At 65.8% G+C, this 15147-nt stretch carries 12 protein-coding genes and 1 pseudogene; 6 read left to right on the plus strand and 7 right to left on the minus strand.

Translation table 11 applies throughout. The annotated features are described in order from the left end of the window. Positions 1-15: 15 nt before the first annotated feature. Positions 16-2505: a sodium-translocating pyrophosphatase gene (locus AC1DHL_RS09040; protein ID WP_478161773.1), complete on the minus strand. Its 2490-nt coding sequence runs from the start codon at positions 2503-2505 to the stop codon at positions 16-18. Between the two features lie 257 nt (positions 2506-2762). Here AC1DHL_RS09040 and ppa point away from each other — a divergent pair, with 257 nt between their 5' ends. The 3 genes and pseudogenes from ppa to AC1DHL_RS09055 all read left to right on the plus strand — a co-directional run. After that, positions 2763-3290: an inorganic diphosphatase gene (ppa, locus tag AC1DHL_RS09045; protein ID WP_478102424.1), complete on the plus strand. Its 528-nt coding sequence runs from the start codon at positions 2763-2765 to the stop codon at positions 3288-3290. A gap of 137 nt (positions 3291-3427) precedes the next feature. Continuing rightward, entirely contained in the window at positions 3428-3712 is a 285-nt protein-coding gene (locus AC1DHL_RS09050) for a type II toxin-antitoxin system RelE/ParE family toxin (RefSeq protein ID WP_478102426.1), read from the plus strand. Between the two features lie 216 nt (positions 3713-3928). After that, positions 3929-4192: pseudogene (locus AC1DHL_RS09055) on the plus strand (long-chain fatty acid--CoA ligase); the annotation flags it as partial. 74 nt (positions 4193-4266) lie between these two features. Here AC1DHL_RS09055 and AC1DHL_RS09060 read toward each other — a convergent pair. The 3 genes from AC1DHL_RS09060 to fnr form a co-directional block, all read right to left on the minus strand. Further along, positions 4267-5184, minus strand: a complete 918-nt coding sequence (locus AC1DHL_RS09060) for an alpha/beta fold hydrolase (protein WP_478161774.1) — start codon at positions 5182-5184, stop codon at positions 4267-4269. A 106-nt stretch (positions 5185-5290) separates the two neighbouring features. Beyond that, positions 5291-8476 carry a bifunctional cytochrome P450/NADPH--P450 reductase gene (locus AC1DHL_RS09065; protein WP_478161775.1) on the minus strand — a complete coding sequence of 1062 codons (3186 nt, stop codon included), beginning with the start codon at positions 8474-8476 and terminating at the stop codon, positions 5291-5293. 307 nt (positions 8477-8783) lie between these two features. Then, a complete protein-coding gene (gene fnr / locus AC1DHL_RS09070) occupies positions 8784-9497 on the minus strand; it encodes a fumarate/nitrate reduction transcriptional regulator Fnr (RefSeq protein WP_478161776.1) in 714 nt (237 codons plus the stop codon). A 120-nt stretch (positions 9498-9617) separates the two neighbouring features. On the opposite strand from fnr, the gene hemN reads away from it, so the two are divergent. Beyond that, entirely contained in the window at positions 9618-11036 is a 1419-nt protein-coding gene (hemN, locus tag AC1DHL_RS09075; RefSeq protein ID WP_478161777.1) for an oxygen-independent coproporphyrinogen III oxidase, read from the plus strand. A 77-nt stretch (positions 11037-11113) separates the two neighbouring features. Here the strand turns inward: hemN and AC1DHL_RS09080 are convergent, their stop codons facing one another. Beyond that, complete coding sequence (locus AC1DHL_RS09080) at positions 11114-11635, minus strand: universal stress protein (protein ID WP_478161778.1); 522 nt, start codon at positions 11633-11635, stop codon at positions 11114-11116. 167 nt (positions 11636-11802) lie between these two features. On the opposite strand from AC1DHL_RS09080, the gene azu reads away from it, so the two are divergent. Together azu and AC1DHL_RS09090 are read left to right on the plus strand one after the other, a co-directional pair. Next, positions 11803-12264, plus strand: coding sequence for an azurin (gene azu, locus AC1DHL_RS09085; protein ID WP_478161779.1), 462 nt, complete (start codon positions 11803-11805; stop codon positions 12262-12264). A 90-nt stretch (positions 12265-12354) separates the two neighbouring features. Continuing rightward, the gene (locus AC1DHL_RS09090) at positions 12355-12939 is read left to right on the plus strand and encodes a hemerythrin domain-containing protein (protein WP_478161780.1); all 585 of its coding nucleotides are present in this window, start codon (positions 12355-12357) and stop codon (positions 12937-12939) included. A 3-nt stretch (positions 12940-12942) separates the two neighbouring features. Here AC1DHL_RS09090 and AC1DHL_RS09095 read toward each other — a convergent pair whose 3' ends face one another. Together AC1DHL_RS09095 and AC1DHL_RS09100 are read right to left on the minus strand one after the other, a co-directional pair. Then, positions 12943-14118, minus strand: coding sequence for a GNAT family N-acetyltransferase (locus AC1DHL_RS09095; RefSeq protein ID WP_478161781.1), 1176 nt, complete (start codon positions 14116-14118; stop codon positions 12943-12945). Between the two features lie 10 nt (positions 14119-14128). Further along, on the minus strand, positions 14129-15067 hold the full coding sequence (locus tag AC1DHL_RS09100) for a DMT family transporter (protein WP_478161782.1): 939 nt from the start codon (positions 15065-15067) through the stop codon (positions 14129-14131). Positions 15068-15147 lie beyond the last annotated feature (80 nt).

Consider the following 15147-nt stretch of genomic DNA (forward strand, 5'->3'; position numbering starts at 1 on the left):
ACGGCGCGCTATTGGCTACTGCACCTTCACTTCGACGCGCCGCGCTTCCGCCGCCGGGCCATCGCCCTGGGCTTGCGTGGGCTTCGCAAGTTCGACCTTGTCATCGGGCACGCCAGCCATCCTGAGCGCGGCGCCCACCGCCATCGCGCGTTGCTTGGCGAGTTCGGCGTTCTTCTCCGCATCGCCGGTGGCGTCGTGGAAGCCGCTCACCACCACATGGCCGCCGGCCTGCACGTTCTTGACGATGTCGGACAGGGCCTCGTTCGCGCCTGCTGGCACTTCGGCGCTGCTGGTGGCGAAGTAGAACTTGACCACGCCGCCTTCTGACTTGATCGACGCACCCGCGTCCGCAGCGGGCGCGGCGGCAGGGGCGGACGGCGCGGCGGGCGCGGTGATCGGAGCAGGTGTCTCGGCCGGCTTGGTCATGGCGCTCGCATCGCCGCCATGGAACTTCACCACCAGCGGCACGATGAGCAGCGCCACGATGTTGATGATCTTGATCAGCGGATTCACCGCCGGCCCGGCCGTGTCCTTGTAGGGGTCGCCCACGGTGTCGCCGGTGACGGCGGCCTTGTGCGCCTCCGAGCCCTTGCCGCCGTGGTGGCCGTCCTCGATGTACTTCTTGGCGTTGTCCCAGGCGCCTCCGCCCGTGCACATGGAGATCGCGACGAACAGGCCGGTGACGATGGTGCCCATCAGCAGACCGCCCAGCGCCTTCGGGCCGAGCACCAGGCCGACCAGGATCGGCACGACCACCGGCAGCAGCGACGGGATCATCATTTCCTTGATCGCCGCACCGGTCAGCATGCTCACCGCACGGCCGTACTCGGGCTTGGCGGTGCCTTCCATGATGCCCTTGATCTCGCGGAACTGGCGGCGGACTTCCTCCACCACCGAGCCGGCCGCGCGGCCGACGGCCTCCATCGCCATGGCGCCGAACAGGTAGGGGATCATGCCGCCGATGAACAGGCCGACGATCACCATCGGGTCGCTCAGGTTGAAGTCGATCGCAAGGCCGTAGCCTTCGAGCTTGTGCGTGTAGTCTGCAAAGAGCACCAGGGCCGCGAGCCCCGCGGAGCCGATCGCGTAGCCCTTGGTCACGGCCTTGGTGGTGTTGCCGACCGCATCGAGCGGGTCGGTGATGTCACGCACGCTGGCCGGCATTTCCGACATCTCGGCGATACCGCCGGCGTTGTCGGTGATGGGGCCGTAGGCATCGAGCGCGACCACGATGCCGGCCATGCTCAGCATCGCCGTCGCCGCCACGGCGATGCCGTAGAGACCCGCCATCGTGTAGGCAGCAAGGATTGCGATGCAGACGCAGATCACCGGCCAGGCCGTGGACCGCATCGACACGCCGAGGCCCGCGATGATGTTGGTGCCGTGGCCCGTCGTCGAAGCCTGCGCGATGTGGCGCACGGGCGAATACTGCGTGCCGGTGTAGAACTCCGTGATCCACACCAGCGCGGCAGTCAGCGCCAGCCCGACGAAGCAGGCGCCGAACAGCTTGAGCTGACTTCCGGTGGCCGCAATCGCGTTGTCGGGGATCAACCAGCTCGTCACGAACCAGAACGCGATCAGCGACAGGATGCCCGCGACCGCGAGACCCTTGTAGAGCGCCGGCATCACATTGACCATGCCCGGCGAGGCCTTCACGAAGAAGCAGCCGATGATCGACGCGATGATCGACACGCCGCCGAGGGCCAGCGGATACATCACCGCATTGACCGGCGCGGCCGTCACCATCAGCGCACCGAGCACCATGGTCGCGATCAGCGTCACGGCGTAGGTCTCGAAGAGGTCGGCTGCCATGCCGGCGCAGTCGCCGACGTTGTCGCCCACGTTGTCCGCGATCACGGCCGGGTTGCGCGGATCGTCCTCGGGGATGCCGGCTTCGACCTTGCCCACCAGGTCGGCGCCGACGTCGGCCCCCTTGGTGAAGATGCCGCCGCCGAGCCGCGCGAAGATCGAGATCAGCGAGGAGCCGAAGGCGAAGCCGATCAGTGGGTTGAGCAGGCTCGCAAGGCTCTTGTCCGGCGTCAGGGCGCCGTTACCCGCAAGAAACCAGTAGAAGGCCGAGACACCCAGCAAGCCCAGTCCCACGACCAGCATGCCGGTGATCGCGCCGCCGCGAAACGCCACGTCGAGCGCCGGGCCGATGCCCTTGGTGGCGGCCTGCGCGGTGCGCACGTTGGCGCGCACGGAGACGTTCATGCCGATGAAGCCGCAGGCGCCCGAGAGCACCGCGCCGATGATGAAGCCCACTGCCGTGGTCACGTCCAGGAAAACGGCGATCAGGATCGCAAGCACCACGCCGACAATGGCGATGGTGCGGTACTGCTTCGCGAGGTAGGCCGCCGCGCCGGTCTGGATCGCGGCTGCGATCTCCTGCATTCGTGCGTTGCCCGGGTCTTTCGAAAGAATCCAGCTGCGCGCCCAGAATCCATAGGCCACGGCCACGAGGCCGCAGACGATGGCGAGGACGAGAGGGGTGTTGCCAGTCATGCCTTTGCTTCTCCAGTAGTTCGTCGTAACTTGTGGAGACGAAAGCTCGACCTGTGCGCAACGCGTACGGGTCAGTGCTTCCGCCGCGTTGCTTCCTCGAAGCCCCGGTGCCGCGAAGGCAGGGGCCGATTGGCCAACGGGATCAATTTACAGGCAAATGCCGCTTTCTGTGCGACTGCGCCGTGACATGGAAAGTAAACTTCGGGTTTTTCCGCATCCTGCGAACAACACTTTCAACTACTCCAAAGACACGCACCATGTCCCTCGGCCAAGTTTCCCCCGGTAAAGACGCCCCCGAAGCCTTCAACGTCGTCATCGAGATCCCGATGAACGCCGATCCGATCAAGTACGAAGTCGACAAGGAGTCGGGCGCGATCTTCGTCGACCGCTTCATGACGACCGCGATGCACTACCCGACAAACTACGGCTACGTGCCGCAGACCTTGTCGGGCGACGGCGACCCGGTCGACGTGCTGGTCATCACGCCCTACGCGCTGGTGCCCGGCGTGGTGGTGCCGTGCAGGCCCATCGGCATCCTGATGATGGAAGACGAGGCCGGCGTCGACGGCAAGGTGCTCGCCGTGCCGACCGACAAGGTGCTGCCCATCTACAGCCACTGGAAGAAGGTCGAGGACGTGAACCCGATGCGCCTGAAGGCCATCACGCACTTCTTCGAGCACTACAAGGACCTCGAAGCCGGCAAGTGGGTCAAGGTGCTGGGCTGGGAAGGCATCGACGCCGCCAAGAAGGAAATCATGGACGGCATCGCGAACTACAAGAAGTAAGTTTCGCGGTCGGTCATTTTTGAGGCGCCTCGCGGCATGTGTCGCGAGGCGCTTTTTCATGTCTGCGCTGGCAATTGGCAAGGAGGATTGACGGCACGCACAGTTCGCGCAGATTGCAGTTGGAGCAGGCGACCTTGATGCAGGTCAAGCTTCAAGCATCGCTGGGAGTCGACTTGAACGGGAGGGCGTTGGGCGAGCGGATGTTCGACGCGGCACTTGCGGCACTGAAACCGATTCAGCGTATGCCGGCGATGGGCTCGCCGCGACTGGGGCAGTCGTGCGAGATCGCCGGTTTGCGGTCGTGGCGCGTCGCGGGGTTCCCCATGCAGTGGCTTTACTTCGAAACCGAGGACCATCTGGATGTGGTTCGCTTGCTTGGGGACCGGCAAGACATTGCAGCCATTCCGAGTGCCGGCGATTGAAATTGGACGGACCTCACCGCGTTGATGATCAACGGCTGCAAAGGGGAAGGTCAGCACTCCGAATTCAACTCGGGCAGGTGGTACAGCCGATCGCAAATCTTCTCCAATTCAGAGCTCAGGCGATCAATGCACTTCTCGCGCAGGCGCCGATAACCTTGAAGGCGTCGGGGCCCAGCAGCTCAGGAAGGTCACTTGGACGACTTCCCGGTGCGCGCGGAGTTGCCTTGGGACGGCACGGCCACAGGCAAGTTGATGGTGCGCGGTCACTGGATCGTTGAGCGCTACCTCGGCGCGGACAGTTCTCCATTGGTTGATGGGTGGTTCCCAACCGGGGACGTGGCAACCATCGACCGAGACGGTTTCATGCGCATCACTGAACGCGCGAAGGACGTGATCAAAAGTGGCGGCGGATGGATCAGCTCCATCGAATTGGAGAACATCGCGACGGAGCATCCCGCCGTCGCCTTGGCCGCCTGCATCGACAAACCGCGCTCCAGTCCAGTCGTCCGCCGCCAGGTTCACATGGTCCCCTTGGGCATCACTTCTTCCGCGAATCAGCCGCCCCGATGCAATGCCGCGTGCTCCACGATCGCCTCGATGATCTGCGGCCACATCGAGATCGGCAACGCATGACCCATGCGCGGAATGCGCAGCAGCCTGGAGCCTGGAATGGCCGCGGCGACATCGATGCCGCATTCGACCGGCACCAGCGGATCGGCGTCGCCGTGGATCACCAGCGTGGGCACCCGCACCTCGCGCAGCGCGGGCTTGCGGTTGCCCGAAGCGAAGATGGCAGCCAGCTGGCGCGCCACGCCGGGCGGATTCATGCCGCGCGCGAAGACGGCGCGGGCTCGCTCGGCGTCGCGGGCCTCGTCTTCCGGAAAGCCCGGGCCGCGCAGCACGCTCCAGGTCCTGGCGTAGTGCGGCAGGTAGGCTTCCAGCGTGTTGGGCGATGGCGTGAACAGCACGCCCATCGCTTCGGACGTGGGCGGCGGCAGGGCGGGGTCGCCGGTGCTTGACATGATGCTCGTGAACGAGAGCATCCGCTGCGGATGGTGCAGGGCCAGTTCCTGCCCGATGGCGCCGCCCATCGAGGCGCCGACGATGTGGGCGCGCGCGATTTTGAGCGCGTCGAGAAGGCCGGCCGTATCGTTCGCCATGTCGCGCAGCGTGTAGGGCACTGTCAGCGGCTTGCCCGCCAGGGCAAGCGCCATCAGCGCCATGACGTCCGGCACGCCCAGGTGCGCGAGGTGGCTGGAGCGGCCGATGTCGCGGTTGTCGAAACGGATCACGCGAAAGCCGCCGGCGTCCGCAAGCGCGGCACAGAACGCGTCGTCCCACGCGATCATCTGGGCGGCAAGACCCATGATCAGCAGCAATGGCGGGGCGGCGGAATCGCCGAAGCTGTCCCAGCACAGTTCGACGCCGTTGGCATGGGCGAATTGTTCCGGGCCATCAGGGGTAGGGGTCACGGGGAGGCCTCCTTGTTCGCCGCCACGATACGCCAGCTCGAGGCGGCTGGAGACGTATCCGAGGCCCATCGGCTTGGGGGATTTCCCTTGGATGGCGATCAGGCGATCAGGCGAACACGTCGGACACATAGCGGCCCGTCTCGCGCTCGATCTTGTCGATCCACGCCTCGGCTTGCTCGGCCGTCGCGCCGACCGCCTCCATGTAGATGCGCGTGAACGTCTCGCGCACCGCCGGCGCCATGTGGCGGCCGTCGCCGCAGACGTAGACGTGCGCACCCTTGCGAAACAGTTCGGCCACGTCGGCGCGGTCCTTCCAGACGCGATGCTGCACGAAAGTCACGTCGCCTTCGGGTGCCTTGTAGAACGCGGGACGAACGCTGACCACGCCGTCGGCTTCCCACGCGGCCAGCTCGTCGCGGTACAGGAAATCGACGTCGGGATGGTCGCAGCCAAAGAACAGCAGCGACGGCCCGACGCTGCGCCCGTTGCGCGCCTGCACGGCGCGCTCCTGGAGAAAGCCGCGAAACGGCGCGAGTCCGGTACCTGCGCAGACCATCACCATCGGCATCTCGGGTGAGGCGGGCGGATGGAAGTGGTCGTTCGACGAGCGCACGGCGATCGCGACGCGCGTGCCCGGCGTGCAGCTCGCCAGATGCGTCGACGCCATGCCTTGGTAGCGCCCCTGGCCCGACAGTGCCGGGGCATCGACGACGGCGACGGTGATCGTGCAGCGCTGCGCATTCCACAGTGGGGAAGACGAGATTGAATACTGGCGCGCTCGCGCCGCCGGCAGCATCTCGAGAAAGGCGGCCAGGCCCAACTCGCACGCGGCGTAGCGGTCGAGCAGATCGAGGACGCTGACGCGCTTGCCGAGCACGTCGCGTTGGTAGGCGTCTTCCTCGGTCAGCGCGCTCAGCTCGGCCTTCTCGGGCGCACAGCGCGTGGCCGCCGCCAGCGTCGCCACCTGGCCGCGCGTGGCCGGCTGCCCCAGCTCGACATAGTGGAACAGCACTTCGCTCGCATTGACGGGGTAGTCCACCGGCAGTGAGGTGAGGCTGCTCTCGGGCTTGCGGATCACGATCTGGCTGTCGGAGGCGAGGTTGAAGCGTTTCAGCGCCCGCATCACGTTCCCGATCGGGTTGTGCGGCAATACCGCCAGGTAGTCTCCCGCGCGGTAGCTCATCCCCTCGGGCAACGCGATGTCGATGTGGCGCTTGGAGCGGCCGAGCGGCGATGCCATGTCGACCAGTTCGCGGTTCTCGATCACCTCGCCGTGCTGCAGGTCGCCCAGGCGCAGGATCGCCGTGCGGCCGGCCTTGATGTGCTCGACCTGCAACTGGGTGCCTGTCGGCGCGGCCTGCACCTGTTTGCCCAGCGCGCTCCCGAAGTCGGACCACAGCCCGCCATACCATTCGTCGAAGGCGCCGAAGAAGTCGCCACCGGCGTCGGCCTCGCCCCGCGGCCTGATGCGCACGGCGCCGGCGGCTTCGAGCGCTGCATCGAAGCGCTTGGGCACCGCCTGGTAGGTGCGTGCCCATTGGCGATTGCCGCAGCCGAACACCGCGAAGCGCACGCCGTTCAACGCGCCCGGCGCGAGCGTGTCGAGCCAGGCAGCGAACTGGCGCGCATTGTCCGGCGGCTGGCCTTCGTACGAGGCAGCGATGATCGCGACGGCGCCCTCGGTCGGCAGCTTGCCGATGTGGTCATCGAGTGGCGCCACCTGAGGCGCATAGCCCTGCGACGCTGCGTCGCTGGCGATGCGCTCCGCAAACGCTTCGGCCGAGCCGGTGTTCGAGCCGAACAGCACCAGGAGCGGCGTGGCCTGCTCTCCGGGGGCGCGCGGGGCCGCCGCTGCCTGCACCGGACTGGCGGCCGTCTGCAACCCGACCGCGCTGCGCGGCTTGAACGACGCGCTGCCGCGGCGCTTGACGCGGATGCGGAAGCCGTGCGGCTTCAAGGTGAGCGTCTCGGCCACCGAGAGCTGGTAGGACGGGTCGTCCTCGATCAGGTCGAAGCGCTGAAGGATCATCGCGATCAGCAGCACCGCCTCCTGCATCGCGAACGGCCGGCCGATGCAGGCGCGCTGGCCGTTGCCGAACGGCTTCCACGCGTTCGGCGGCAGCTTCTCCATCGCCTCGGGCGCGAAGCGCTCGGGACGGAAAGCTTCGACATCGTCGCCCCAGACCTGGGTGTCGCGGTGCAGCATGGGCGTCAGCACCATCAGCGTGTCGCGCCGACCGATCGCGTAGCGCCCGCCGATCACGGTGTCTTCGCGCGCGCGCAACTGGAACGCCGGCGCGGTCGGCCAGATGCGCAGGCTCTCCATCAGCACCTGCTCGATGTAGCGCAGCCGGCCCATGTGCTCCAGCCGCGGCATCTCCTCGCCCAGTGCGGCATCGACCTCGGCGCGAGCCTTCAGCAGCACTTGCGGGTTCTTGATCAGGAAGTAGGTCGCGAACGACAGCATTCCGCTGGTCGTCTCGTGCCCGGCGATGAGGAAGGTGATGAGCTGGTAGCGGATGTTCTCGTCGGACAGGCCTTCACCGGTGACGGGGTCGCGCCCCTGGAGCATCAGCCCGAGCAGGTCCTTCTTCTGCGCCGCCTCGGGGTCGCGCTTGCGCTCGGCGATCAGCGCGTCGGCCACCTCGCGCATCAGCTCGAGGTCGTCTTCGTAGCCGCGGCGCTTGCGCAGCAGCAGCTTGCTGGCGAGCTCCGGGCGTCGCGTGCGCGCGCCGGCCTCGGCCAACGCATCGACCATCGCGCCGATGAAGGGGTGCATCTCGCGCTGGTAGAAGCTGTTGAAGCGGTAGTCGAACGCGCACAGCGCGATCGTGTCGAGGGTCATCCGTGTCATGTCCTCGGTGACCTCGATCACGCTCTCGGAGCCGAAGCGCTCCCAGCGCGTCAGCATCTGATCGGCGATGTCGAGCATGCGATCGAACATGCCGCGAATGCCGATCGGACCGAACGCCGGCATCAGCAGGCGGTGCGCCGTGGCCCAGTTGGGTTCGTCGGTCTTGGCGGTGAACAGGCCGTCGCCGGCGAAGTCGCGGATGTTCTTCAGCGCACCGGCGACCCGCTTGTCGAAGCGAGCCTCGTCGCACAACTCGTTCACCAGTTCCTGCGAGCTGACGATGATGATCGGGCTGCCAAAGACCTCGAGTTGGAAGATCGGGCCATGGATGCGCGCCAGGCGCATGAAGCCCTGGATCGGCGCGTCGCCGTCGATCGAGCGCAGGTTGCCGATGAAGGGATCGCCCTTGGGCTGCGGGATGGGTGCGGTACGAGGCATGTTGCTTCCTTGCCGTGTGATCAGGCGCGATGCCGAGGTCGACGAGCCGCCAGTTGGTGTGCGCAGTGTGCCCTTGTACAGGACGTTGCGCTACATCAGTTCCTTGGGCGTCTGTCGGAAGTGGCCGCCGGGCAGCGGCAGCGTCTCGTTGCCCCAGCGCTCTTCGTCATGCGGCGAAGTCCAGCATACCGCCGCCGCGGGGATGTGTTACCTGTGCTCGCGACAGCACGCGAGGCGCGGTCTAGGATGAGGTTTGGATTGAAAGCAAGCGCGCTCACGCTGCTGTTGTCGATGCCCGAGCGAGGAATCAGGACGGAGGATTGACCAGGCGTCGGAGCGAATCTGGATCGAGGATTCGCAGGTTGCGTTGTTGGACATCGACGATGCCGTCATCCATGAACTTCGAGAGCGTGCGGCTCACGGTTTCGAGCTTGAGGCCGAGGTAGCTGCCGATTTCCTCGCGCGTCATGCGCAGCACCAGTTCGAAGCCCGAGAAGCCGCGCGCATGAAGCCGCTGCGCGAGGTTCAACAGGAAGGCGGCGAGCCGCTCCTCGGCTCGCATGCTGCCGAGCAACAGCATCACGCCATGCTCGCGCACGATCTCGCGGCTCATGATCTGGTGCACGTGCCGCTGCAGCGCAGTGACTTCGCGCGAGAGTTCCTCGATGCGGTCGAAGGGCATCACGCAGACTTCTGCATCTTCGAGTGCGACCGCATCGCACGTGTGCTGGTTGTTGACGATGCCGTCGAGCCCGATGATCTCCCCCGCCATCTGGAAGCCGGTGACCTGGTCGCGCCCGTCCTCGCTCGTCACGCGGGTCTTGAAGACGCCCGTGCGAATCGCATAGAGCGAGGTGAATGGCTCGCCGTTGCGAAAGAGGGTCTCGCGCCGGCGGACCTTTCGCCGGGTCGCGACGATGTCGTCGATGCGTTGCAGGTCGCCCGGCTGCAGGCCGATGGGCATGCACAGCTCACGCAGGTTGCAGTTGGAGCAGGCGACCTTGATGTTTTCCGTTTTCATTGATTTGCGTCGAGTTCCGGGTGATTTTGCGCCGGGGTGCGGAGCGCGGGCTTGATGCAGGTCAAGGTTCGCGGAACGTCCGGACGGCATAGTGGTTCTCTGCCCGCCTTATAGCCTGCAATGAATTCATCCTCAGTCCTCCTGACCGCCGCCGCGTCCACCGTGCTGCCGTCGCCCGCCGTGCTGCGCCGCCTCGACATTGCCGGCCCGCGCTATACCTCCTACCCGACGGCAGACCGATTCGTCGAAGCCTTCACAGCCGACGACTACGCGCAGGCCCTGCGCCAGCGCAAGGCGGCCGGTGCGCATGGGCGTCCTCTTTCGCTCTACGTGCACATCCCGTTCTGCGAATCGCTGTGCTACTACTGCGCCTGCAACAAGATCGTCACTCGCCACAAGAGCCGTGGGGGCGAATATCTCGACTACCTCGCGCGCGAAGTGGCCCTCCATGTCGCGGAACTTGGCCGCGGCGCGCTCGTCAGCCAACTGCATCTCGGCGGCGGGACGCCGACTTTCCTGGACGACGACGGCCTCGAGAGGCTGCTCGCGATCCTTGGCGACGCATTCGTGCTGGGCCCGGAACGCGAGCAATCCATCGAGATCGATCCGCGGACCGTCGACAGCCGGCGCCTCGAACGGCTGGCCGGCATGGGGTTCAATCGCCTGAGCTTCGGCGTCCAGGACTTCGAGCCGGATGTCCAGAAGGCCATTCATCGCATCCAGCCAGCCGCTCGGGTGTTCGACCTGATGGCGAGTGCGCGCGCGCTGGGTTTCAAGTCGATCAACATCGATCTCATCTACGGATTGCCCAGGCAGAACAGGGCATCGTTCGACCGAACGCTGGCGCAGGTGTGCAAGCTTCGGCCCGATCGCATCGCGCTCTATGCCTATGCCCACCTGCCGGAGCGCTTCAAGCCGCAGCGGCGCATCGCCGCCGAAGAACTGCCCGATGCGAAGGCCAAGGTCGAGATGCTGTCGCGCTCGATCGCCGCGCTGACCGCGGCCGGCTACGTCTACATCGGCATGGATCACTTCGCATTGCCCGAAGATTCACTGGCGATCGCCAAGCGGCAAGGGCGGCTGCACCGCAACTTCCAGGGCTACAGCACGCAACCCGATTGCGACCTCGTCGCGCTCGGCGTCTCGGCCATCGGCCGCGTGGGCGCGACCTACAGCCAGAACGCCAAGACGCTGGCGGAGTACTACGACCACCTCGATCAGGGATGCATCCCGGTCGTTCGTGGATTGGCGCTGACGCGCGACGACGTCATGCGGCGAACCGTGATCATGGCCCTGATGTGCCAGGGGCACGTGGACTTCGAATCCATCGGGCTGGCGAACCTGATCGACTTCAAGCGTCATTTCGCGCTCGAGATCGCGGCACTCGGGCCTCTGGCCGCGCACGGACTGGTGTGCGTGAGCGACCACGACATCCAGGTGACGGCGGCAGGCTGGTTCTTCGTGCGGGCCATCGCGATGGTGTTCGACCGCTATTTGCAGGCGGATCGCAACCGGACGCGCTTTTCGCGGATCGTCTGAACATGCAGGCGGCGCTCGATGTCAGCCATCAGATCGACATCTGGTGTCGCTGAGAGGCCACCTCCCGGCCTCTTCGTTCATTCCATCGCCAGCGCACCCGACGGCAGACGCACGCGGGTCGTTGCCTGCGCAGGTTCGGGCTTCGATTCCGATTCCGGCGCGCGCACCAGCAGTACCGGCACGGGTGCGAAGCGCAGGATGTGTTCGGCGCTGCTGCCCAATACCAGTCGGCCCACGCCGCGGCGGCCATGCGTGCCGAGCACGATCAACTCCGCGGGCCACCTGGAGGCTTCGGCCGTGACCTGCTCGTGAACCGATCCGGCGAAGCTGTCGCACAGCACGGTCTCGGCGTCGACGCCCGCTGTCTCCGCGACTGCCTTCGCGTCGTCGAGCACCCGCTGGCCGGCCTCGCGCAGCACGTTCAGCCAGTCGCCGGAATAGCCGGAATAGGCGTCCATGGCGAGCGCGAACGAGAGTTCGTCGATCACGTGGATCAGCCGCAGGTGGCCCGTTGTGAGTCGGGCGAGACGGATGGCTTCGTCCAGTCCGCGCTGCGATGTCGGACTTCCATCGACCGGAACAAGAATTCGCTGATACATGACACGATCCTTTCGTTGGTGGGGTGCGATGCGTTCAGTATCGGGCTGCGGCGCCTTGGAGCCTTGATCTGGCGCAAGCCTTGCCACACTCACAGGTGCGCAAGGCGCCATTGCGGGCAAACTCGATTCATGGCGAAATGCCATCGACACCGAAAGGAGAAAGAAAGATGAATGCCGTGAACCTGAAGAGAACCTGCGCTGCGGCGCTCTTGGTGGCGCTGGCCGGCACCGCGTCGGCCGCCGCATGCGACGTGGAGATCGAAGGCAACGACGCCATGCAGTTCAACAAGAGCAGCATCGACGTGCCGCAAAGCTGCAAGCAGTTCACGGTCAAGCTCAAGCATGTGGGCAAGCTGCCGAAGGCGGTGATGGGGCACAACTGGGTGCTGACCACCTCGGCCGATGCCCAGGCGGTGGCTGCAGACGGTATCGGCGCCGGCTTGGACAAAAACTACCTCAAGGCGGGTGATGCCCGCGTGATCGCTCACACGGCAGTCGTCGGCGGTGGCGCTTCGGACTCCGTCACCTTCGACACCAGCAAGCTCAAGGCCGATCAGAGCTATGCCTTTTTCTGTTCGTTTCCCGGTCATTCCGCGCTCATGAAGGGCACGGTGAAGCTGACCAAGTGAGCTTGCGGCGCAAACCGATGCGGCCTTGATCTGCAGCAAGGTCGCGAAGCGTGAGGAATGAGAAGCTTGCGGCATCCAACGGAGAGCCGCATGACGCACATCACCACGCGAATCATTCGTGACGAGCACTCGGCCCTCTCGGCCATGCTTCGATCCATCCTCTTGCTCCTGGCGGAGCATCGGCGGCAGCGCTCGCTGCCTGATTTCGGCGCCCTGCGCGCGATGCTCTTCTATGTCGACGAGTTTCCGGAGAAGCGGCATCACCGCAAGGAATCGGAATTGCTGTTCCCCAAGCTGCGCGCGCGAACGCCGATTTCGCGCGAACTGCTCGATCGGCTGGACGACGATCACGCGCGGGGAGAGCGGAAGATCCGCGAAGTGGAGCACGCGCTCCTCGCCTTCGAGATGCTTGGGGAACCGCGCCGACGCGCCTTCGAAGAGGCGGTCGAGCGCTATGTCGACTTCTATCTGGGCCACATGGCGCTGGAGGAGCGTGAAATCCTTCCCCTCGCCGAGAAGGTGCTGACCAATGAAGACTGGGCGGACCTCGACGAGGCGTTCAGCGCCAATCGCGATCCATTGACGGGCTGCGAACCCGAGCCTGATTACGCCGCGCTTTTCACGCGCATCGTCAACGCCGTGCCGGCACCGATTGGGCTGGGTGCGCAGCGCTGAACCTCATTCGTGCTGGCGGAAGGGGCTGCGCTCTTCGAGGTGGTCCATGTAGTTCTCGATGCCCGCGCCTTCGCGTTCCAGGAAGCGCTCGACCGCATCGGCAAAGGATGGGTGCGCCAGCCAGTGGGCGCTGGTCGTCTTGACTGGCATCAGGGCGCGCGCCATCTTGTGCTCGCCTTGCGCGCCGCCTTCGAAGCGCAGGACGCCGTGCTCGATGCACCACTGGAGCGGCTGGTAGTAACACGCCTCGAAATGCAGGCAGTCCACGCGCTCGAGCGCGCCCCAGTAGCGGCCGTAGGCAATCAGCGGATGCTCCGACGCGCTGTGTCCGGACAGACCCGCCGACAACGCGATGAGGCTCGCCGCGATCGGTTTGCCGCCCCGTTCGGCGATGAAGAGCAGCCAGGCTTCAGGCATGGTCGCCGCCATGCGATGAAAGAAGTCGCGATTCAGATAGGGCGGGTTTCCGTGCTCGCGGTAGGTGCGCGCGTAGCAACGATAAAAGAAATCCCAATCCGCACTGCAGATGTCGGCGCCGCGCGACCAGCGAAAGCTCACGCCCGCATCGTGGACCTTGCGGCGTTCCTGGCGGATCTTCTTGCGCTTGTCGTGGGACAGGCTGGCGAGGAAAGCATCGAAGTCGCTCCAATGCGCGTTGGTCCAGTGGAACTGGACCGTATGCCGCAGCATGAGCCCGGCGTCTGCGCATGCCGCCATGTCTTCATCGGCGCCGAAGAGCAGATGCAGCGACGAGACCTTAGTCTGCTCGCACCAGGCAACCAGGGCGCGCACCAGGAGCGCGCGGCTCATGTCGTCGCGCGCCAGAAGACGGGTCCCGGGCACGGGGGTGAACGGCACCGCGATGACGGCCTTGGGGTAGTAGGCCAACCCGTGCTGCTGGTAGGCGTTGGCCCAGGCCCAATCGAAGACGTACTCCCCATAGGAGTGGTCCTTGACATAGAGCGGGCATGCGGCCATCAGCCGAGCGCCTTGCCACAGCGTCACGAAGTGCGGTGCCCAGCCCGTGTTCGCCGACGCGCTGCCGCTGGCGTCCAGAGAATTCAGGTAGGCGTGGCGCATGAAGGGGGAGGGTGCCGCCTGCATCGCGAGCAGGCCGTCCCAGGCGGCGGCGCCGATCTCGGAAGCCGAGCGATGGATGCGAATGGTGGGGTCGGTCAAGGGAGTCTCGTCAACGCCAGCGGGTCCCGAGCGACTCGGCCACATAGATACCCCCCAACACGAGGGCCAGCGCGACCGCGTGGTAGACCGACAGGGGTTCGCCCAGGATCAGGACGGCCAGCAACGGCCCGAAGATCGGAACCAGGTTGAGAAAGACACCGGCCCTCGCCGGCCCGATCAGCCCCACGGCGTGGATGAAGGTGATCTGCGAGATGAAGGACGGCAGCAGGCCGACGAAGATCACCAGCACGAGGCCCTTGCCGGTCGGCATGAAGAACTGGCCCATCGCGATCTCCGCCGCCACCAGCGGGAGCGAGACCACGCAGGCCACCGCTGCCGTGGCGGCAAAGAAGACGATGGCCGGCACCGCCGGGCGCTTGCGCAGCCCGAGGGCATAGCCGGTATACAGCAGGCAGGCGATCAAGATCCAGACGTCGCCGATGTTGAACGCCAGGCTCGCCAGCAACGCCAGTTCGCCGCGCGACGCAACGACGGCGATGCCCGCGAGGGTCATCACGACGCCCACGACCTGCAGGCGCGTGATGCGGGTCCCGAAGAAGAAAAAGCTGCCGACCAGCACCAGCACCGGAATGGTGCCCTGGATGATCGCGATGTTGATCGCCGTCGTGTGATGGGCGGCCGCATAGAAGAGCGCATTGAAGCCGGTGAAACCGAGCGCGCCCATCAACGCAATGGAGCGCCAGGACGGCAGCAGCGTGCGCCAGTGGGCAGCGATCTCCTTCCGCGCAGTGAGACCGAGCGCCAGGCAGCAGATGATCCAGCGCGAGAAGGTCAGCATCATCGGCGAGACCTCGCCCACCGCGAGCCGCGCGGCCACGGCATTGGCGCCCCAGATCAGCGTGGTGAAGACCAGGAGCAGGTAGGCCTGGCCCTGGGGGCTCGGAACGACGGAATCGAAGAAGGCGGTAAGGGAAGAGCCGGTGCGCATCGATTGACGAGGGTAACAGCCCCTGCGATCGCGCGTGGCCCAAGGGTTGCAAGGCATGGTGCCGACACGTGGATGACATA

This window comes from Variovorax sp. 10L426, assembly GCF_056395305.1.